Raw genomic sequence first — 18,892 nt, forward strand, 5'->3', positions numbered from 1 at the left:
GGGGTCAGCTCGATGCCGACGCGGCCTGGCCGGAGAACGGCACGGCCTCGTCGAGCAGCATCACGGGAATGTCGTCACGGACCGGGAAGGCCAGGTCGCAGGCGAGGCAGACCAGCACGGGCGCGCCGTCCAGCTCGTCCTGGCGCAGCTCACCGTGCTTGCTGCACGGGCAGGCAAGGATCTCCAGCAGCAGCGGGTCGAGACTCATCAGGATTCCCTTCCGCCCCGGACGCGCGCGAGGACCTCGTCGCGCAGCCGGCGCATCGCGGCCTCGTCGGGGCCCTCGACGTTGAGCCGCAGCAGCGGCTCGGTGTTGGACGGGCGCAGGTTGAACCAGGACCCGTCCGCGAACGAGATGGTCAGGCCGTCGAGATGGTCGACATCGGCAGCGTGCGGGGCGTAGGCCTTCTCCACCGCCTGCATCGCGGCGACGACATCCGCCACCTCGGAGTTGATCTCACCGGAGGCGCTGTAGCGGCCGTAGCCGGCGAGCAGGTCGGACAGCGGCCGCGGCTGGCCGCCGAGCGCGGCGAGCACGTGCAGCGCGGCGAGCATGCCGGAGTCCGCCCGCCAGAAGTCCCGGAAGTAGAAGTGGCCGGAGTGCTCGCCGCCGAAGATCGCGCCCGTCCGGGCCATCTCGGCCTTGATGAACGAGTGGCNGACGCGGGTGCGGACCGGGATGCCGCCACGCTCGGTGACGAGCTCCGGCACCCCCTTGCTGACGATGACGTTGTGGATGATCGTCCCGCCCGGCTCGCGGGCGAGCTCACGGTCCGCCACCAGCGCCGTGATGACGGACGGAGAGACGATCTCCCCGCGCTCGTCGACGACGAAGCAGCGGTCGGCGTCGCCGTCGAAGGCGAGCCCGATGTCGGCCCCGGCGGCGCGGACCGCGGCCTGCAGGTCGCGCAGGTTCGCCGGCTCGATCGGGTTGGCCTCGTGGTTCGGGAAGGAGCCGTCCAGCTCGAAGTAGAGCGGGACCACCGTCAGCGGCAGGCCGGCGAGGGTCGCCGGGACGGTCAGCCCGCCCATGCCGTTGCCGGCGTCGACCGCGACGGTGAGCGGCCGGATGCCGGACAGGTCGACCAGCGTGTGCAGGTGGCGCACGTAGTCCGCGAGGAGATCACTCGAGGTGACCGTGCCGACGCGACCGGGGCCGGCGGGCACGCCCTGCTCGACCATCGCCCGGATCTCCGCGAGCCCGGTCTCCTGGCCGATCGGCGCCGCGCCCGCCCGGCACAGCTTGATGCCGTTGTACTTCGCCGGGTTGTGCGAGGCGGTGAACATCGCGCCGGGGATGTCAAGCGAGCCGGCGGCGAAGTAGAGCAGGTCCGTCGAGCCGAGGCCGGCGAGGACCACATCGGCGCCCTGACTCGCCGCACCCTCGGCGAAGGCCGCGGCGAGCGGGATGGACGACTCGCGCATGTCGTGCGCGGTGACAATCCGCTCCGCGTCGAGCAGCCGGACGAACGCGGCGCCGGTCAGCCGGGCAATCTCGGCGTCGAACTCTGCCGGCACGACGCCCCGGACGTCGTACGCCTTGAAGATCCGCGACAGGTCGCGCATCCGGTCCCCACCCTTCTCCCTGGTGTCCCCCGCACCGGGTGAACGGTCCCCCGGGCCTGCACGGCGCCAGTGCGACCGTGCATGGTCGACCCTATCCGCAGGGTCCGACAGACCCGGGACCGCGTCCGGGGAAGCCCACGCGGGACACACCGCGCCGGCCTCGCACCTGCGGGACCGGCTCCCGCGGCCGCGCGGCCCCGGTGGACCGTGGGAGCGGCGGGCGGCCAGACCCGCCACCGGCCCCGAGTCTCGGGTCGTGCGGAGGCTACCGGCGCCGGTCGCCTCAGGACGGGCTGGGTACCGCCCGCAGGTGACCGCGCCGACCGCCCGGAGGCGCCTGCGGCCCACCCTGGGGACCCTGGGGGCCCTGGGGCGGCTCCGGACCACGCCGGGGGGCCTCGGGACCACGCCGGGAGGCCTCGCGCACGGCGTCAGCCAGCGCCTCCAGGTCATCCCCGGCCACCTCACGGCCACCCTCACGCGACGCTTCGGCCTCGAGCCGGACGACCGCCCAGCCGAGCGGCACGGTGAGCCGGTCGGCGTGCGGGCCGCACAGGTCGTACGAGTGCGGCTCGACGTACGGGGACAGCGGGCCCAGTACGGCTGTCGACTCGGCGTAGGCATACGTGAGCGTGGCGACCGCGGCTGCGGAACAGGCCGAGCGGGAGCAGCGCCGAGGCTTCACGTTCCGGACGGTAGCCCCCGGAACGGGCGACGGCCACCACCTATCGTCGTGTCGCGTGGCGCGAGGCTGAATCGTCACGCGTTGTCGACCATATCGTTGCGCCGCGCGTTCAAACTGGTGCGCGGCAACGGCATCCGGCACGGCATCGAGATCATCAAGATCGTGGAACCTCCTCGGGCTGGGAGGGGGATTCGGGGTCAGTCGCCGGATGGCGGGGTTGGTTGGCGCGGCGNCCGGATCGCGACGGCCGCCGGGACCGACACCCGGCAACGNCGGGCACGCCGCACCCCGGATGGTGCCGGAGTGGACACGCGCCCGTCGATCGCCGGCCGAGGCCCCTGCCACGAACGCTACGCTCACGGGGTGACCGAGCTCGAGCGGTTCCCGGCGGCGGCCCGGCCGATTCCCCCCCGTCGGCGCCGCGATCGGCGGGGCCGGGGCATCCGCGGGGCGCTGCTGCCACCCGACGTCCCGGCCTACGCCACCCGCGGGGATCGCTTCGACGACTTCGTGCTGGATGCCGTCGAGCATCTCGACCACCGGTGGTCGGCGGAGCTGTCCGACGTCGAGTTCGCCGTCGAGGACGTGCCGCCGGTGGCGGTGACCGACGAGGAGATCCCGCTCGCCCGATTCCAGCCGGCTACCGGAAAGGGCCGCTCGAGCACCCCCCGCCGCATCGTGGTATATCGCCGGCCCATAGAGGCCAGAGCGGTGGACAGCGAGGACCTGGCCGAACTCGTGCTGGACGCGATCATCCACGAGGTGGCCGAGATGATGGGCGTCGATCCGGCCGTGATCGACCCGGAAGGTCACGGCTGGGGCGAGGAGGAGTAGCCCGGCCGCCCACCGCCCACACCGTGGCGGCGGCCACCGCCCGCCCCCGGAGAGCACGCCCGTCCGAGGAGACCGTGACCAGCAATCCCGCACCCACGCCACCCGCCGGCACGCCGTCCCCGCCCGCCGGCGAACTGCCCGTCGCGGGCCCACAGGTGCCGGCGGGGTCCCCCCGTCTGCTCGCGCTGCACGGGGCCGAGCAGCCCTACGCGTGGGGCTCGGCGACCGCCATCCCCGAGCTGCTCGGCACCCCCGCCGCCGGCGGCCCGGTCGCGGAGCTGTGGCTCGGGACCCATCCCGTGGCGCCGGCGCTCGCCGAGACGGACGGCGCCCGCCGCCCGGCCGCCGACCTCGTCGGCCCGCTGCCGTTCCTGCTCAAGGTGCTGGCGGCGGACAAGGCCCTGTCTCTGCAGGTGCATCCAGACCTGGCGCAGGCCGCCGCCGGCTTCGACGTGGACGACGCCGCCGGCCTCGCCGTCGACGACTCCCGCCGGCGCTACCGCGACCGCAACCACAAGCCCGAGCTCATCGTCGCCCTCTCGCCGTTCCGGGCGCTCGCGGGCGTCCGGGACCCGGCGCGCACCCTGGCGGTCGCGCGGGCCCTGGAGGTGNCGGCCCTCCTGGGCGCCTTCCGCCCCCTGGTCGACGATCCCGCCGCCGGGGCGGCCACAGTGCTGCGGACTCTGCTGACCATGCCCCCCGGCCCCGCCGGGGAGCTGGTGGGCGCTCTCGTCGCGGCGGCGGACCAGCTGCGCCGCGCGCGCGGCCGGGGACCGACCGGCGCCGAGGCTGCCGACGCCGATGCGGGCGGGGGCGGCGGCGACAGCGGCGGTGGATCGACTCGCCAGGACCCGGTGGACGGCGGCGGTAGCGACGTCGCGCGGGCGGTGGACCTGATCGGGCGGCTCGCGGCGGCGCATCCGGGTGACGTGGGCATCGCGGCGGCGCTGCTGCTCAACGACGTGACGCTGCGGCCCGGAGAGGGCCTGTTCCAGCCAGCGCGGATGCTGCACGCCTACGTCGCCGGGCTCGGCATCGAAATCATGGCCACCTCGGACAACGTGCTGCGCGGCGGCCTGACGCCCAAGCACATCGACGTGGACGAGCTACTGCGGATCTTCGATCCCACGCCGAGCGACGCACCGGTCCGCAGCCNCCGCACCGTCACGGACTCCCCCGGCGGCCTGCTGCGCGNCTGGGACGTCCCCGTCGCCGACTTCGCCCTCACCGAGGCCGTCTGCACCGGTGGCAGCGTGCCGGTGGGACGCCCGACCGTGCTGCTCGCGGTCGAGGGACGGGTCGAGGTCACCGCTTTGGCCGACGACGGGACCGCCGTCGCCCCGCTGCAGCTGCGCCGCGGCGGATCGGCGCTGGTGGCGGGCCGGGCAGCAGTCACCCTGACGGGAACCGGCCGGGTCTTCCTCGCCGCACCGGGCGCCAGCCCCGCCTGACCGCCTGACCCGCCTGACCCGTATCCGGGGGATCGGGGCTGGTCGGCGGCTTACGCTCGCCCGGGGTCGGCGGCCCACCGGTTGGCGAATCCCGTTCAGCGGTACGGCACCGCGGGATCCGGCAGCACCGGCGGGGCATCGAGCCGGCGCGGCACTCCCCCCAGCGGGACGACCGCGGACAGGATCTTCGGCAGCACCAACGGGGACGCCGCCGGACCCCCGGCGGGACCCGTGGGGGTGGCACCGGCGGGCGGCGGGTTCCACGGCGGCGCGGCGGGCGGGACCGACGGCTGCTCGGCGTCGAACCCGGACGGGACCGGTGCCTGCGCGGCGCCCACGATCGCCGTCGCGACCAGCGGCCCGCCGATCGCGACGAGGCGCCCCCCGGCCCGGCCCGACGGTCCGCGGACCATCGCCACCGTGCCGGCCCGCAGCCGCACGGGATCACCGTCGAGCCAGACCGTCACGGGTCCCGCCGGCGCGGCGAGCACGACGGCCCCGGCGGCGCCCGCCGGTGGTGCCGGCACGCCGACCGCCGCGTCGGGCGCGGTGCCGGCCCCGGCGGTGGGGCCGACCGGGTCGGACAGCCCGATGCCCTGACCGAACGCGTCCAGGCCGCGGCGCCCCGACCTGACGTCGAGCCGGACGGCGCCTGCCCAGGTCGACACTCCCGGCCAGCCCGAGGCCACTCCCAGTTCGGCGACCACCGCGGCGGCGCCGGCGGTCGACTCGACGAGGACCGCCGACGCCCCACCCGGCGGCAGCGCCACCGGCAGGCTGATCGCGCCGGTGGCCGGCACGCGCACCGCCTCCAGACCGACCGGGATGTGCTGACCGGACCCGGTCAACACGGTGACGCGCACGGTGGCCGCCCGTCCCGGCGCGGCGAGCACCAGGCGCGCCGCCGGGCCTGGCGGTCCCGGCGGGACGAAAACCCCACCGAGCAGCAGCCGGCGGGCCGGCGGGGCGGTCACCGGCACCAGCCGGGGCGCGGTGAAGGGGCCGCCGAGGCTCGACCGGTCCACCATCCAGGCGAGCACCCGGCCGGCCCGCACCTCGACGTCGAGCGCCGTCACGGCGGCCTCCGGGGCAAGCGCGGCGAGCCGGCGGGTCACCACCCCCCCGGGCGGCACGGAGATGTCCTGCGGTGGTCCGGTCGTGCCATCGGTGAACACCCTGACGCCGACCTGGGCAGGTTGGTCGGCCAGATTCGACAGGATCACGATCGGGTCCCGGCCGGCGGTGGTCGACGGCCCGGCGAACCAGCTACGGGCCCGCGGCGGGAGGCAGCGCGCCCGCGCCGGGCCCGCGCCGTCGCCGGCTACCGTCACGATCGCGGACAACCCGGCCGCCGAGGCACCCTGCGCGGACACGAGCACCGAGCCGCGGTCGCCCCTCGCCGTGGGGGGCGGCAGGGTCAGCGCCGCGTCACCGAGGCGGGTGCGCAGCTCGGCGACCCGACTGGCGACCCGTACCCGGCCGTCGGCCGTCCCCGCGGTGCGCACGGCGAGGTCGAGGGGGCCGGCCAGCACGGGATCACGGGCGCCCGGCGGGGTCGTCGTCAGCTCCGGGCAGGCCAGCAGCGCCGCCGACACGGGCCAGCTCTTGGCCGGCGCGGGACTGGCGCCGTCGTCGGCGAGGAAGGCTCCGCCGATGCCGACGACGGCGACCGACGCGAGCACCCGCGCGGCGGCCCGGCGCCGCAGCGGCGAGCTGGTCAGCCCGGACCGTCTGGCTGCGGTCGTCACGGCACCTCCCCCACCGATCCCGATCCACCCGCTGGGCCGCCCGCCGACCCGGCCGCGGGCCGTCGCTGGGGGCCGATCTCACGCCCGGAGGGGCCATCGGCGGGTGGAGCCTGGGTGTCGAGCGGGGGGCGGCGTGGCCGGCGTGCGGCCGGCACGCCCAGCAGGGCCGGGATGCCCAGCAGCAGCAGTGCGCCCAGCGCCACCGCCTGCCCGAGCGCCAGCTCGGGTCCGGGGCCGTCGTCACGGTGAAGACGAATCGTGCCGCCCTCGGCCGGCAGCCGGAAGCCGGTCGCCCAGCCCCAGGCGGCGAACGGCCGCAGCGGCCGGCCGTTCAGCCACGCGCGCCACCCGGTCCCGGCCGGTACCGCGAGGACCAGGTCCCGTCGCGGGGCCCGGGTGGCGCCGGGCAGGGCCGCGACGTGCCCGTCGGGCGGCAGCCGGCGAGCGCTGGTCGGTGCTGCGGGCAGGGGTTCGATCGCCAGCGGTGTGAGCGCCAGCGGTATCGCCGTCCCCGGCGGCGTGAGGCCTCGGGCGGAGCCGGGACGGCGGGCAACCGCCGCGTCGGCAGGCGCGTCGGCAGACACGGAGTCGGGCGAGGCGTCATTGCGCCGAGAGGGACCCGAGGGACCGGGATCGCGAGGTGCCGTCCCCGCTTGCAGGTCCGAGTCCATGACGTAGGCCGGCGGGCCGGTGGCGGCGGCCGGACGGGACGGCGGTGCCGGCCCTGCCTGGTTGGGGACCACGGGGCGCCAGAGCAGCACACCCGGTCGGGCTCGGTCCCGCATCAGCGACGGGGTCGCGTCGAGGCGGGTGACGAGATCCGCCGGCGCGTCCGCGGCGGGGACGGCGACCGCGGTGACGCCGAGCAACGGCAACCACCCGGCCGCCTGGTCGCCGCCGACCGCGAGATCGGTGACGACGTCACCGAGGAAGGTGGCGGCCCGCCGGGCCGGGCGGGCCTGGCCGGCCGGGAAACGGGGCCCGCCGGCAGCGGCGAGGGTGTACCGGATCAGGCCGGACCGGTCGGACCGGTACAGCACGAGGAGGCGGGAACCGGCGGGCGCTGTGCGGGTCTCGGCCTTGACCGCCCGCGCCACCGCCGACGCGCCGGTGCCCGACCAGGGGGCTGCGGTGCCGCTGACACCCGCGATCGCTCCCCCGGCATCACCGGGGTCCCCGACCTGGTCCAGGGAGTCGGCCCGGCCCNCAGGGACGCCCCCGTCGGCGTGAATGGCCCCGTTCGCCGAGGTGGCCCGGTCCGCGGAGGTGGCCGGGTCCGCGGAGGTGGCGGAGTCCCGGTTCCATGNGGTCGGGTTGGCGTGCCATCCCTGGCCGGCAAGGAGATGACCGGCGGTGAGCGCGGCGGCACCGGCGAGGACCAGCGCCGTCGCCGGAAGTGCGACGATCCGGGCCAGCCGGCCAGGGCGAGGTGCCGCCGCGGATCCGGTGGCCCCCGGGTCGCTGCGCGTGCCGCGGACCGGGCGGCACGCGCCCGCCGCCGCGATCAGTGCCCCGGCGAGGACGAGGCCGTACTGCGGGCCGACCCACCAGCCCTCGCCGCCGGCGACGCGCTGGTCGGCATCGCCGGCCAGACGCGGAGTGAGCAGCACGGCGAGCAGGCCCAGCGCTGCCAGCGACCAGCCGACCCGGCCGACACGCCCCGTCCTGGCCCCGCCGGACCATCGGCCCAGCAGCCAGCAGGCCAGGCAACCGGCCAGGCATCCCACGACGGCGGCCTTCGGGCGCTCCCCCGCGCCCGCCACCAGCGCCACGGCGGCCTGCGGGAACCGGGCGAGCGACACCGCCGGCTCGGCCCGGATCCCCGCGCCCCCCGCGTGCAGCGCCGGGATCAACGCAATGATCGTCGCCGGGAGGGCGGCGGCGACGTCGAGCAGCCGCCGTCGGGCGGTGAGCAGCGCCGCGGTCGGCAGGGCGATCCACACCAGCGGCGCCATCGACGGCGCGCAGGCGACGAATCCGACCAGGCAGACGGCCAGTATCCAGATCGCCCGCGGGCGCCCGCCCGCCGGCCGCGCATGGCCACGCAGTGCCGAGTCGGTGGCGGCGAGCACGGCCGGAAGCAGGATCAGAGCGGCGACGGTGTCGCCGCGGCCGGCGGCGACCGCGCCGGTCATCGCCGGGCTCACTCCGTAGGCGGCGGCGAGTCCGAAGCGGGCGGCCGGGCGAGGACCGAGCCGGGCAAGCGCCCGGTGGGCCGTCAGGCCGGCAAGCGCCGGCCCGGCGGCGAGCAGGAGCCAGCCCGCCGCCCCCGGCCGGCCGCCGAGCAGGCTCGCGACGGCCGCGAGCAGCGCGGTCCAGGGCGGGGGCGGCCCCGCGGGGTCGAGTGGGGCGCCGGCGGTGGCGACCCGGCCGGACCAGACCGCCGTCCACAGGTCGTGGGCCCCGGCGGGCAGCGGCAGGCCCGCGCCGAGCACGTCGGCCGGCATCCCGCGCAGCGCGACCAGGCCGACGACGCCGAGCACGACCGCGAGCAGGACCGCCGCCCGGGTCGATCGCCGGCCGGACGGGGCAGCCGCCGAAACGTCGTCCACGGCGCAGCCGCGGCGGTGCGCCCCGACTCTGCCGGCCCCGCTGCCCGCAACCACCCGCGCCTCGGCCCGGCGGCGCAGCCGGGCGGGGAACAGGGAGCGGATGGCGTGGTGCGACACGGCGCGGGTACGCGCGGCGCGCCGACGCATCCGCGCCAGCAGGCGCGGCTGGCCCAGCACGGCGAGGGGCAGCGCGAGCTCGGTGGCCGCCGCCCGCAGGTGCCCGCGCGCAAGCAGGCCCAGCATCCGCGGGAGCGCCCCGACCAGGATGGCTGCGGCGGACCCCGGCAGCAGCGGCCGCGCCGTGTTCGCCAGGCGGACCCGAAGCGCGCCGGCGCGGTCCGCCGGCACCCAGCCCCTCCTGTCCCGCGGGCCCCGCGCCGAACGACTCCCCGGCCCGGCCGCCTCCGCCGCCGCCTCCGCCTGCGCAGGGACGGTGACCTCGGGGGGGAAGGGGGCACCGGCGGGGACGGGAGCGTCGGCGGGGACGGTCATCGTCGCCGTGGGCACGACGACGACCCGCAACCCGGCCCGGGCGGCCCGCCAGCCGAGGTCGATGTCGTGGGCGCCGTCGAGCTCGGGGTCGAAGCCGTCGAGCAGCCGCCAGGCGCCCGCCCGGACGAGCATGCCGGAGCAGGCCACGGTGAGCACGTCGCGCACCCCGTCGCGCTGGCCCCGGTCGATCTCACCCGGCCGCACACCGGTGTACCGGCGGCCCGCGCGGTCGACGCTCACCCCCGCCTCGAGCAGGAGCGGCGGCGACGGCGCGCCGGACGCCGGCGGCGACCCGGACGCCGGCGGCCTCGGGAGGACGGCACGGAGTTTGGGACCGAACACGGCGGCGCCGGGATCGAGCCGCGCGCAGGCCAGCAGGGTGCGCAGGGCGTCGGGGGCGGGCAGGGCGCCGTCGTCGAGCAGCCAGACGTAGCCGTCCCGCGGCGGCCCGCCGAGGTGTGCCAGGCCCGCGGCCACCGCCACGCCGAAGCGGGTGCCGGCGGCCAGGTGGACTACCGAGGACCCCCCTGGGCCGGGTTCCGCCGATCCGTCGACCACCCCGGCCGTCGACGGCGTGCCGGTCCCGTCACCCGAGAGGCGTGCGGGAACCGCAACCGTCTCGGCCGGGGGTGCGTCGCGCGGCCGGGGGAGGTGGACGGCGGGCCTCGGGGAGGCGTCGGCCGGACGGGCGGCGTCGACCGAAGGCGCAGTCGTGAGCGGGGGGATGGCCGGGGCCGAGGGGGCCGAGGGGGCCGAGGCGGCAGTGGCGGCCGATGGGGCAACCGCGGCACCGCCGCCGATGCGGACCTCGACGACCTGCAGGTCGAGGACCTGATCGGGCGGCGGCGCCTGCGCCGACACCGCCGCCCGCAGGGCCTGCACGGCACCCGGCCGCCGGCCCTGCACGCAGACCACCACGACCCGCGACGTCACCGCCGACGGGCGTGGCCCGGGCAGAACCGCGAGGGCGCGCGGCGCGGCCGGGCCGCCCGCACCCCGCCGGACGCCACCCACCGCCCGGGTTCAGACCGCTCGGCGCCGTTGTTTGCGTCGTTCCCGTTCGGACATGCCGNCCCAGATCCCGAACCGCTCGTCGTTCTCCAGGGCGTACTCGAGGCACTCGGCCCGGACCTCGCAGCCCGAACAGATGCGCTTGGCCTCCCGGGTCGAACCACCCTTCTCGGGGAAGAACGCCTCGGGATCGGTCTGCGCGCACAGGGCGCGCTCCTGCCACTCCATCGCCTCGCCGAGCAGGTCACCCAGCCCCAGATCGATCACTGGGGCGAGGGTGTCCGGCAGGTCGACGGCGGGGTCGTCGGCGGCCTCGAGGGCCGGGCCGTCGACGTCGAGATCGTCGACGGCCGGATCGTCGTCGACGTCGGTCTCGCCGCTCGCGCGCACGAGGACGTCGACGTCCGCCCCGGCCCGCGGGCCGGGGGCGAACGGGGTGGCACCGGTACCCAGATCGGGCGAGCCCGACCTGGCCGGTGGGACGCCGGCCGCGGCCAGCGCCGGCCGCGGGCGCGGCTCAGGTGTGGCCTGGGTGGGCCGTTCGGCAAGCACCCGCTCGGAGTGGTCACCGAACGGGTCATGCTCAGCGGGACGCTCGACGTCCGCGAGGACGGTGTGGACGCCCGCGTCGGTGTGCTCCATGGGGACTCCTCCAGACCCGTCGCGGTGCGGTCGGCCACCCCCTGGGCGCCGGCGCGCAGGTGACTGGTTCCACACCGGTCAGGCGACGCACTACCGCACGAACCCCGCCAGCGAGGGGAATGACACGCCGGTAATTACACGCTCCCGAGTCGGTCGCGTCAACCCCACCGGCGCAACATCTTCTACAACCAGCGATGAGACCATAGCTCACAGTCACTGCACACCATCGCCGAGGGTCCAGGCGGCCTTCCGATCAGTAACTGTGTGCAATCGGTCCGACGGCGATGACCGCATTATGCCGCCCGAAGCTAACGGACATAAAGGGCCTAAACGGGCAGTGACGCAATCAGACAAGCGTCTTAAACCTATACCGGCCCGGCATCGCCATCGGCCAAGCCGGCCCTCGCGACTACTTAGAGTAGTTTCTGATGGCGCCGACTTGGCGGGTGTCAGGACACCACCGGCAGCATGGTCCGGACGGGGCCGCCTCGGGCAGCGTGAAAGCGCTCGTCCGGCACCCGCCCATACGTCGTCGTCCGTTGCCGAGCGGGACGACCCGCCCCGGCGGCCACCTCCTCCAACTCGGCCACGGATCGCCGCGAACCGTGCTGGGAGCCGGCCATCCGGCTGATCGTCTCCTCCATCAACGTCCCGCCGATGTCGTTCACCCCGCCGGCGAGCACCGAGCGGCAGCCGTCGACGCCGAGCTTCACCCAGGAGCACTGGATGTTGTCGATCGCGCCGTGCAGCAGGATCCGCGCCATCGCGTGCACCGCCCGGTTCTCCTGCACCGTGGGGCCCGGCCGGGCCACGCCGGCCAGGTAGATCGGCGAGCTGTGGTGGACGAACGGCAGCGCGACGAACTCGGTGAAGCCGCCCGTGGAGTCCTGGATGCGGCGCAGCAGCCGCAGGTGCGCGACCCAGTGCGCCGGGGTGTCCACGTGGCCGTACATCATCGTGGCCGTCGAGCGCAGGCCCACCCGGTGCGCGGTGCTGACCACCTCGACCCAGCTCGCCGTGGGCAGCTTGCCCTTGGTCAGCACCCAGCGGACCTCGTCGTCGAGGATCTCCGCCNCCGTGCCCGGGATCGAGTCGACGCCGGCCTCTCGCGCCGCCACCAGCCAGTCCTCGACGGACATCCCCGTCCGGGTGACCCCGTTGAGCACCTCCATCGGGGAGTACGCGTGCAGGTGCAGCCCCGGGGCCGCCCGCTTGATCTCGCGGGCGAGCTCGAAGTAGGCGGTGNCGGGCAGGTCCGGGTGGATGCCGCCCTGCACGCAGACCTCGGTGGCGCCGACCGACCACGCCTCGGCGGCCCGGCTGCCCACCTCCGACAGCGACAGCGTGTACGCGTCCGCGTCCCCGCGGCGCTGCGCGAACGCGCAGAACCGGCAGCCGGTGTAGCAGACGTTCGTGAAGTTGATGTTGCGATTGACGATGTAGGTGACGTCGTCGCCCACCACGTCGCGGCGCAGCCCGTCCGCGAGCGAGCAGAGCTCCTCCAGCGCCACCCCCTCGGCCCCGAACAGGGTCAGGGCCTCGGCGTCGGTGATCCCGGCCGGATCGGTGCCGGCGCGGCGCAACGCGGCCCGCACGTCGGAGTCGATCCGCTCCGGCGCGCCGGCCTGGCCGCCGCCGGCGCCGGCGGCGGCCAGGCCGGCGGCCCGGGCCGCGACGGCGCGGCTGCCGGTGCCCACGACGCCGTCGACTCCCGTGCCGGCCGCGCTGACCTCCGCCCGCAGCGACTCCCAGTCGCCGTAGACGGTGTCGAAGTCGGCCCGGGTGGCGCTGTGGCGTCCGACGGTGTCGACCGCGGTGTGCAGGTCGACGCGGCCGGTGTCACCGAGACCGCCGTCGGGCTCCTGCCAGGGCCGTCCGACGGGCCGGGCGCCCTCGGCNAGCAGCCCGTCCGGGCCGGCCAGCGCGCGCACATGGCCGGCGAGGCGCGGATCGATCCACGGCTCGTCCAGGTGCGACGGGTACACCGTGAGCCGGGGGCNCAGCGCGAAGCCGGCCCGGGCCGTCGCCTCGCGCAGCACGTCCAGATCCGGCCAGGGACGCTCGGGGTTGACATGGTCCGGGGTGACGGGCGAGACGCCGCCCCAGTCGTCGATGCCGGCGGCCAGCAGCAGGGCGCACTCGGCCGGGTCGACGAGGTTCGGCGGGGCCTGCACCCGCATCGTCGGGCCGAGCACGAGCCGGGTCACGGCGACGGCCGCGGCCAGCTCCTCGGCGCCGACGTCGGGCGCGGAACGCATCGCGGTGTCGTCCTTGGCCCGGAAGTTCTGAACGATCACTTCCTGGATGGAGCCGTACCGGCGGGCCAGCCCCCGCAGCTCGAAGATCGTCTCGGCGCGCTCGGCCCGGGTCTCGCCGATGCCGAGCAGCAGGCCGGTGGTGAAGGGGATCGACAGCCGGCCGGCGTCGGTGAGCACCCGCAGCCGGACCGCCGGCTCCTTGTCGGGCGAGCCGAAGTGCGCGCCGCCCGGCTGCGACCACAGCCGGGTCGCCGTCGTCTCCAGCATCATCCCCATCGACGGGGCGACGGGCTTGAGACGGGCCAGCTCAGCCCAGCTCAGCACGCCCGGGTTCAGGTGCGGCAGCAGCCCGGTCTCCTCCAGCACGGCGATCGCGACGGCGCGCAGGTAGCCCAGCGTCGAGTCGTAGCCGTGGGCGTCGAGCCACTCCCGGGCCGCGGGCCAGCGGTCCTCGGGCCGATCGCCCAGGGTGAACAGCGCCTCGGCGCAGCCGGCCGCCGCGCCCGCCCGGGCGATGTCGAGCACCTCGTCGACGGTGAGGTACGGCGCAGGCAGCCGGTGGGGCACGGTGGCGAACGTGCAGTAATGGCAGCGGTCCCGGCACAGCCGGGTCAGCGGGATGAACACCTTCGGCGAATACGTGACGACACCCGGACGGCCGAGGGAGGCCAGGCCCGCGTCGCGCACCCGGCCCGCCGACGCGCTCAGATCGGCGAGATCCTCGCCGCGGGCGGCCAACAGGACCGCCGCCTCCACGGCATCGAGGGTGGCGCCGTCGCGGGCCCGCCGCAGCGCCCGGCGCATCGCCGACGCGGACGGCACGGCGTCGGCGCCCGGCGACGGCTGGGGCACGTCGGCGCCCGGCGACGGCTGGGGCAGGCCCGGGTCGTGGCCGGGCTCGGCCGCCTGGCCGCCCACGCCGTCGGGAGTCGCCGCCGTACTGGTCATTGCTTCCTCTGGCTCTCCGGTGGCGCCGGGTCGGCCGACGCCCGGTGGGTCGACGGGCCCGGCCCGTCACCACCGGTGTCGAAGGGACACGGGGTTGCGGACAATCAGCAGAAGCGACGACACCACAGCGGAGCCGGAACCTGGGGCACCTCGGGGATGGAGTCGCGGGGGGCGGGGGCGGATCCGGGGGCGGACCCCCGGTCGCCGGCAGCGGGGGGATGTCGGCGGCTCGGGGAGCCCGCGCGGATCATGGGTTCGTACGGATCACGGAGTTGCGCGGATCAGGGCTTGAGGATCAGGGCTTGAGGATCAGGGCGTGGCGCGGCCGGCGGCCCGCCAGCCGGTGCCCGGCCGGCGCAGCCGGTCGAGCGTGCCGATCAGCATGTTGGTCCGGCTGCGGGCGGCGAGGACGTCGGTCTCGGCCTGGGCTCGGCGGTGCGGTTGGTCGGCCCGACCGGCGGCGGGGGGCTCGGCGGCCATCGCCGCGGATCGCCGCATCTGCGCCCGGCGGGCGGCGACGACCTGGGGGGCACGCGCCCCCGCAAGCGCACGGTTGAGGGAGGCGGACAGGGCTTCGAGGCTCTTGGTGGTCCTGACGTCGGACATAACGGTCCTTCCAGCGACGTGGAGAGCTCACGTTCACTCTCACAGCTCTCTCTAACCGGAATCAAGAGAAACCGGGTGAGGGACGACACATCCCGGGTGGCGCCCTGGCGCGGCGGCGGGATGACGATCCGGTCATCCCCGGACGACCGCCCGGTTATCCGCGAAGCGCCCCCACGGCAGGACCCCTGACCTGCCCGGACACCCTCCGACTGAACGAGGGCGGACCGCCGGCGCACCCAAAATGTGAGGTACACCACTCGCCGTGTGCCGACGTTTACACCGGGAGCCGGCTGGGTATCGCACGCGGGCGACGTGTGCTTCCATACGAATCACTCCTCCCCCGGAGCCGAAGTCGTTACGCTGATCAGGTGCCCCGAAACCGCCAGGAGGTTCCCCGCGAGGAACGGATCGACGCGCTGCTCGCCGTCGCCGAGGAACAGTTCCTGGCCCGCGGTTTCGCCGGGACGTCCATCGCGGAGATCGCCCGGTCCGCCGGGATCGAGCCCGGGTCCGTCTACTGGTACTTCCGGTCGAAGGACCACGCGTTCGCGGCCGTGCTCAACCGCCTGCTCGACGTCGAGGTGGAACGGATCGCGGGCCTGCCCGGAAACCCGGCGGACAAGCTCTTCCTCGCCCTCGACTCGGTGGAACGCCGGCGCACGCTGCATCCGTGCGTCGCCGAGCGCGCTCCGCACGCCGAGCCGGTGATGGAGTACCACGAGCGGCTGCACGCCTGGCTGCACGGCCTCTCCCTGGCCGCGGTGCACGACTACGTCCCCGAGGCCGACCGGGCGTTGGCCGCGGACGCGGTCGTCGCCACGATCGAGGGCGGCCTGGCCAACCCCGCGCCCAGCCGGCCGACCAGCCATCTCGTGCACTTCCTGCTGGCCTCGTTCTGCCGGGACACCTCGCTGCCCGCCCGGCCGGAGTTCAACGGCTGGGTCGCGCCGCTGTTCNCCCGCCCCCGGCTCGGCTGACCCGTCCCGACCGGCCGGTGACCCACCCGGCGGGCGTCGGTGCCAGGATCGCTTGATGTGAGAGTGACAGCCCTGGCCGGCGGGATCGGCGGCGCCCGTTTCCTGCGTGGCGTGCTTGCGGCGCTGCCCGACGCCGAGGTGACGGTGATCGGCAACACCGGCGACGACATCACCCTGCACGGCCTGCGCATCTGCCCCGACCTCGACACGGTGATGTACACCCTCGGCGGCGGGATCTCCGCCGAACGGGGGTGGGGTCGGGAGGGCGAGTCGTTCNTCGTGGCCGAGGANCTCGCCGCCTACGGGGTCGGACCGGCCTGGTTCGGGCTCGGTGACCGCGACCTTGCCACCCACCTGGTGCGCACCGAGATGCTCGACGCCGGCTACCCCCTGTCGGACGTGGTGCGGGCGCTGTGNGAGCNCTGGAAGCCCGGGGTGCGGTTGCTGCCGATGACGGACGACCGCGTGGAGACCCACGTGGTCATCGCCGACGAGGACGGCCAGCGGGCCGTGCACTTCCAGGAATGGTGGCTGCGGCTGCGCGCCGCCGTGCCGGCCCAGGCGATCGTGCCGCTGCGGGCCGAGACGGCGAAGCCGGCGCCGGGGGTGCTCGACGCCATCGGCGAGGCCGACGTCGTGCTGCTCCCACCCTCGAACCCGGTCGTCTCGATCGGCACGATCCTCGCCGTGCCGGGCATCCGGGACGCCGTGCGGGAGACCGCGGCGCCGGTGGTCGGGGTCTCGCCGATCATCGGCGGGGCGGCGGTGCGCGGGATGGCCGACGCCTGCCTGACCGCCATCGGCGTGGAGACGTCCGCGCAGGCCGTGGGGGTGCACTACGGGGGCCGCGGGCGCGCGGCGGCGACACCCGCGCAGGCCGGCGCCGGGTCGGTGGAGGGCCCGGCCGGGACGGCGGAAGGACTCGCCGGGACGGCGGAAGGACTCGCCGGGACGGCGGAGGGACTCGCCGCAGCGGCGGCGGGGCTGCTCGACGGCTGGCTGGTCAACACGGTCGACGCCGGTGCGGTCGTGCCCGGGGCGACCGTGCTCGCGCGGCCCCTGCTGATGACCGACCTGGCAGCGACGGTGGCGATCGTCCGCTCGGCGCTGGAGGTTGCCGGTGTCTGAGCCGTCGCCGGTGTCTGAGCCGTCGCCGGTGTCTGAGCCGTCGCAGGTGTCTGAGCGGCGGCCGCCCAGCGGGACGCTGACGGTGTTCGGGCTGACCGGAATCGGGGAGATCCGGCCGGGGGACGATCTCGCCGCCGCCGTGGCCGCGGCGGCGGCCGCAACCGGGCGGCCGCTCGCCGACGGCGACGTCCTCGTCGTCACCTCGAAGATCGTGTCCAAGGCCGAGGGACGGCTGATCGCCGCGGCCGGCGATCGGGAGGCCGCCCGGCAGGCCGCGATCGACGCCGAATCGGTCCGCGAGGTGGCCCGCCGCGGACCGACCCGGATCGTCGAGACGCATCACGGCTTCGTCCTGGCGAGTGCCGGGGTCGACGCGTCGAACATCGCCAAGGACTCCCTCGCCCTGCTCCCGGTGGATCCGGACGCCAGCGCCGCCCGGCTGCGGGCCGGCGTCGCCGCGCTGCTCGGCGTGGACGTGGCGGTCGTCGTCACCGACACCGCGGGACGGCCGTGGCGGCGCGGCCTGACCGACATGGCCATCGGCGTCGCCGGCATGGCCGCGCTGCGCAGCCACATCGGCGACGTCGACGGGTACGGCAACGAGCTGGGCATGACCGAGGTCGCCGAGGCCGACGAGCTGGCGGCCGCGGCCGACCTGGTCAAGGGCAAGCTCGGCGCCACCCCGGTGGCGGTCGTGCGCGGCTACGGCCGGCTGCCCGACGACGGGACGGGGGCGCGCTCGCTGCTGCGGCCCAGCGGCGAGGACATGTTCCGCCTCGGTTCGCTGGAGGCACGGCGGGCGGCGCTGAGCGAGCGGCGCACGGTGCGCGAGTTCAGCGCCGCCCCGGTCGACCCGGCCGCGGTCGAGCGGGCCGTCGCAGCAGCCCTGACCGCCCCGGCCCCGCACCACACCACCCCGTGGCGCTTCGTACTCGTCACCGAGCGCCGGGCCGAGCTGCTCGCCGCGATGGCCGCCGCCTGGGCCGAGGACCTGCGCCGCGACGGGTTCGACGAGGCCGCGGTGGACCGGCGGCTGCGGCGCGGGGACGTGCTGCGCCGGGCCCCCCTGCTCGTCGTTCCGGTCATGGTCCTCGACGGGGCGCATCCCTACCCCGACGCCCGCCGGGCCGCCGCCGAGGAGCGGATGTTCACCGTCGCCGTCGGCGCCGGGGTGCAGAACCTGCTGGTGGCGCTCGCCACCGAGGGGCTCGGCTCCTGCTGGGTCTCCTCGACGCTGTTCTGCGCCGAGGTGGTCGGGGCGGTGCTCGACCTGCCGGCCGGCTGGGTGCCGATGGGCGCGGTGGGCGTCGGGCACGCCGCCGCGCCGCCCACCCCGCGCGCCCCCCGCGACCCGGAGCCGTTCCTCCTGCGCCGGTGATCTCCCCGCACCGCGAGCATCCGCTACGCCCGGTTACCGGGCTGAACGTGGGGGTATGGAGGTGACGCAGCGCGCCGTAACCGGGCGGTCCGGGTGTCCGTCGGCGGGTCGAACGCATCCTGCCCGTCAGTTCTGACCTGACACTTCGTAGGATCAGATTTCGTGGGGAAGAAGAGCGCCGAGCGCAACGTCCGGCTCGAACAGTTGCGCCGCGAGCAGAAGCGCGCCGAACGTCGTCGCGCGCTGCTCATCTATGGCACGTCCGGGTTCGTCGTGGTGCTGCTCCTGGTCGGGATCATCATCTACAGCGTCGCCGACACCCACTCGAAGAACAAGACGCGTGAGGTCGGCTACGTGGCGGCGGCCTCCACGGCCGCGGCGGCGGCCGGCTGCACCGGCACCGTCAACGACGCCTCCCAGGGCTCGACGCACATCAGCACGGCGGTGAGCTACAAGGCGTCGCCGCCGTCCTCGGGCAGCCACAACCCGGACCCGCTGCCCGACGGCATCGCGTTCTACAACCCGGCGTCGGGCATCCCGGTCGAGCGCGCCGTGCACAATCTCGAACACGGCTTCATCGTCGGGTGGTACGACAAGAGCCTGCCGNCCGCTCAGG

The 18,892-nt window shown here is 75.8% G+C and carries 10 protein-coding genes and 13 pseudogenes; 10 read left to right on the top strand and 13 right to left on the bottom strand.

The window, feature by feature from the left end:
- Positions 1-4: 4 nt before the first annotated feature.
- The 4 genes and pseudogenes from UK94_RS10525 to UK94_RS10535 form a co-directional block, all read right to left on the bottom strand.
- Positions 5-208, bottom strand: a complete 204-nt coding sequence (locus UK94_RS10525) for a Trm112 family protein (protein ID WP_011602472.1) — start codon at positions 206-208, stop codon at positions 5-7.
- A pseudogene (manB, locus tag UK94_RS47035) lies at positions 208-659 on the bottom strand (phosphomannomutase/phosphoglucomutase); the annotation flags it as partial. The pseudogene manB (UK94_RS47035) and the gene UK94_RS10525, both read right to left, overlap by 1 nt.
- 1 nt (position 660) lies before the next feature.
- Positions 661-1,566: pseudogene (manB, locus tag UK94_RS10530) on the bottom strand (phosphomannomutase/phosphoglucomutase); the annotation flags it as partial.
- Between the two features lie 283 nt (positions 1,567-1,849).
- A complete protein-coding gene (locus tag UK94_RS10535; RefSeq protein ID WP_011602470.1) occupies positions 1,850-2,251 on the bottom strand; it encodes a DUF3499 domain-containing protein in 402 nt (133 codons plus the stop codon).
- A gap of 510 nt (positions 2,252-2,761) precedes the next feature.
- On the opposite strand from UK94_RS10535, the gene UK94_RS47040 reads away from it, so the two are divergent.
- From UK94_RS47040 to UK94_RS47060, 4 genes and pseudogenes are all read left to right on the top strand, one after another.
- Positions 2,762-3,085, top strand: coding sequence for a metallopeptidase family protein (locus UK94_RS47040; RefSeq protein WP_268761300.1), 324 nt, complete (start codon positions 2,762-2,764; stop codon positions 3,083-3,085).
- 134 nt (positions 3,086-3,219) lie between these two features.
- A partial coding sequence (locus UK94_RS47045; protein WP_313949481.1) for a type I phosphomannose isomerase catalytic subunit occupies positions 3,220-3,696 on the top strand: 477 nt, incomplete at its 3' end.
- 1 nt (position 3,697) lies between these two features.
- Positions 3,698-4,240, top strand: a pseudogene (locus tag UK94_RS47050) (mannose-6-phosphate isomerase); the annotation flags it as partial.
- Positions 4,241-4,280: 40 nt separating this feature from the next.
- A pseudogene (locus tag UK94_RS47060) lies at positions 4,281-4,536 on the top strand (mannose-6-phosphate isomerase); the annotation flags it as partial.
- Between the two features lie 95 nt (positions 4,537-4,631).
- Here the strand turns inward: UK94_RS47060 and UK94_RS10550 are convergent.
- The 9 genes and pseudogenes from UK94_RS10550 to UK94_RS10570 form a co-directional block, all read right to left on the bottom strand.
- The gene (locus UK94_RS10550; RefSeq protein WP_011602467.1) at positions 4,632-6,284 is read right to left on the bottom strand and encodes a DUF5719 family protein; all 1,653 of its coding nucleotides are present in this window, start codon (positions 6,282-6,284) and stop codon (positions 4,632-4,634) included.
- A gap of 1,307 nt (positions 6,285-7,591) precedes the next feature.
- Positions 7,592-10,342: pseudogene (locus UK94_RS47065) on the bottom strand (glycosyltransferase); the annotation flags it as partial.
- 59 nt (positions 10,343-10,401) lie between these two features.
- A pseudogene (locus UK94_RS34645) lies at positions 10,402-10,567 on the bottom strand (WhiB family transcriptional regulator); the annotation flags it as partial.
- Between the two features lie 863 nt (positions 10,568-11,430).
- A pseudogene (locus tag UK94_RS47070) lies at positions 11,431-12,055 on the bottom strand (7,8-didemethyl-8-hydroxy-5-deazariboflavin synthase); the annotation flags it as partial.
- A gap of 1 nt (position 12,056) precedes the next feature.
- Positions 12,057-12,226: pseudogene (locus tag UK94_RS47075) on the bottom strand (hypothetical protein); the annotation flags it as partial.
- A gap of 1 nt (position 12,227) precedes the next feature.
- Positions 12,228-12,879 (bottom strand): annotated as a pseudogene (locus tag UK94_RS47080) (7,8-didemethyl-8-hydroxy-5-deazariboflavin synthase); the annotation flags it as partial.
- A gap of 1 nt (position 12,880) precedes the next feature.
- Positions 12,881-12,980, bottom strand: a pseudogene (locus UK94_RS47085) (hypothetical protein); the annotation flags it as partial.
- 1 nt (position 12,981) lies between these two features.
- Positions 12,982-14,187, bottom strand: a pseudogene (gene cofG, locus UK94_RS47090) (7,8-didemethyl-8-hydroxy-5-deazariboflavin synthase CofG); the annotation flags it as partial.
- Between the two features lie 309 nt (positions 14,188-14,496).
- Positions 14,497-14,793, bottom strand: a complete 297-nt coding sequence (locus UK94_RS10570; protein WP_011602463.1) for a hypothetical protein — start codon at positions 14,791-14,793, stop codon at positions 14,497-14,499.
- 368 nt (positions 14,794-15,161) lie between these two features.
- Between UK94_RS10570 and UK94_RS10575 the strand changes: the two genes are divergently transcribed.
- From UK94_RS10575 to UK94_RS47110, 6 genes and pseudogenes are all read left to right on the top strand, one after another.
- On the top strand, positions 15,162-15,749 hold a 588-nt coding region (locus UK94_RS10575; RefSeq protein WP_235487389.1), incomplete at its 3' end, for a TetR/AcrR family transcriptional regulator.
- Positions 15,750-15,827: 78 nt separating this feature from the next.
- Positions 15,828-16,046, top strand: a 219-nt coding sequence (locus UK94_RS47095) for a 2-phospho-L-lactate transferase CofD family protein (protein ID WP_235487391.1), incomplete at its 3' end; no start/stop codon positions are given.
- Positions 16,047-16,061: 15 nt separating this feature from the next.
- A pseudogene (locus UK94_RS47105) lies at positions 16,062-16,186 on the top strand (2-phospho-L-lactate transferase); the annotation flags it as partial.
- A 6-nt stretch (positions 16,187-16,192) separates the two neighbouring features.
- Positions 16,193-16,898, top strand: a pseudogene (locus UK94_RS10580) (2-phospho-L-lactate transferase CofD family protein); the annotation flags it as partial.
- Positions 16,899-16,944: 46 nt separating this feature from the next.
- On the top strand, positions 16,945-18,276 hold the full coding sequence (locus tag UK94_RS10585; protein ID WP_083866980.1) for a coenzyme F420-0:L-glutamate ligase: 1,332 nt from the start codon (positions 16,945-16,947) through the stop codon (positions 18,274-18,276).
- Between the two features lie 162 nt (positions 18,277-18,438).
- The coding region (locus UK94_RS47110; RefSeq protein ID WP_235487393.1) for a DUF3105 domain-containing protein at positions 18,439-18,882 on the top strand (444 nt) is incomplete at its 3' end.
- Positions 18,883-18,892: the final 10 nt, after the last annotated feature.

Source organism: Frankia sp. AvcI1 (assembly GCF_001420875.1).
Lineage (GTDB): Bacteria > Actinomycetota > Actinomycetes > Frankiales > Frankiaceae > Frankia > Frankia alni.

What these genes read in the sequence shown, in the direction of transcription:
- UK94_RS10525 (WP_011602472.1), bottom strand. Translation starts at nt 208, where the DNA reads ATGAGTCTCGACCCGCTGCTGCTGGAGATCCTTGCCTGCCCGTGCAGC.
- UK94_RS10570 (WP_011602463.1), bottom strand. Translation starts at nt 14,793, where the DNA reads ATGTCCGACGTCAGGACCACCAAGAGCCTCGAAGCCCTGTCCGCCTCC.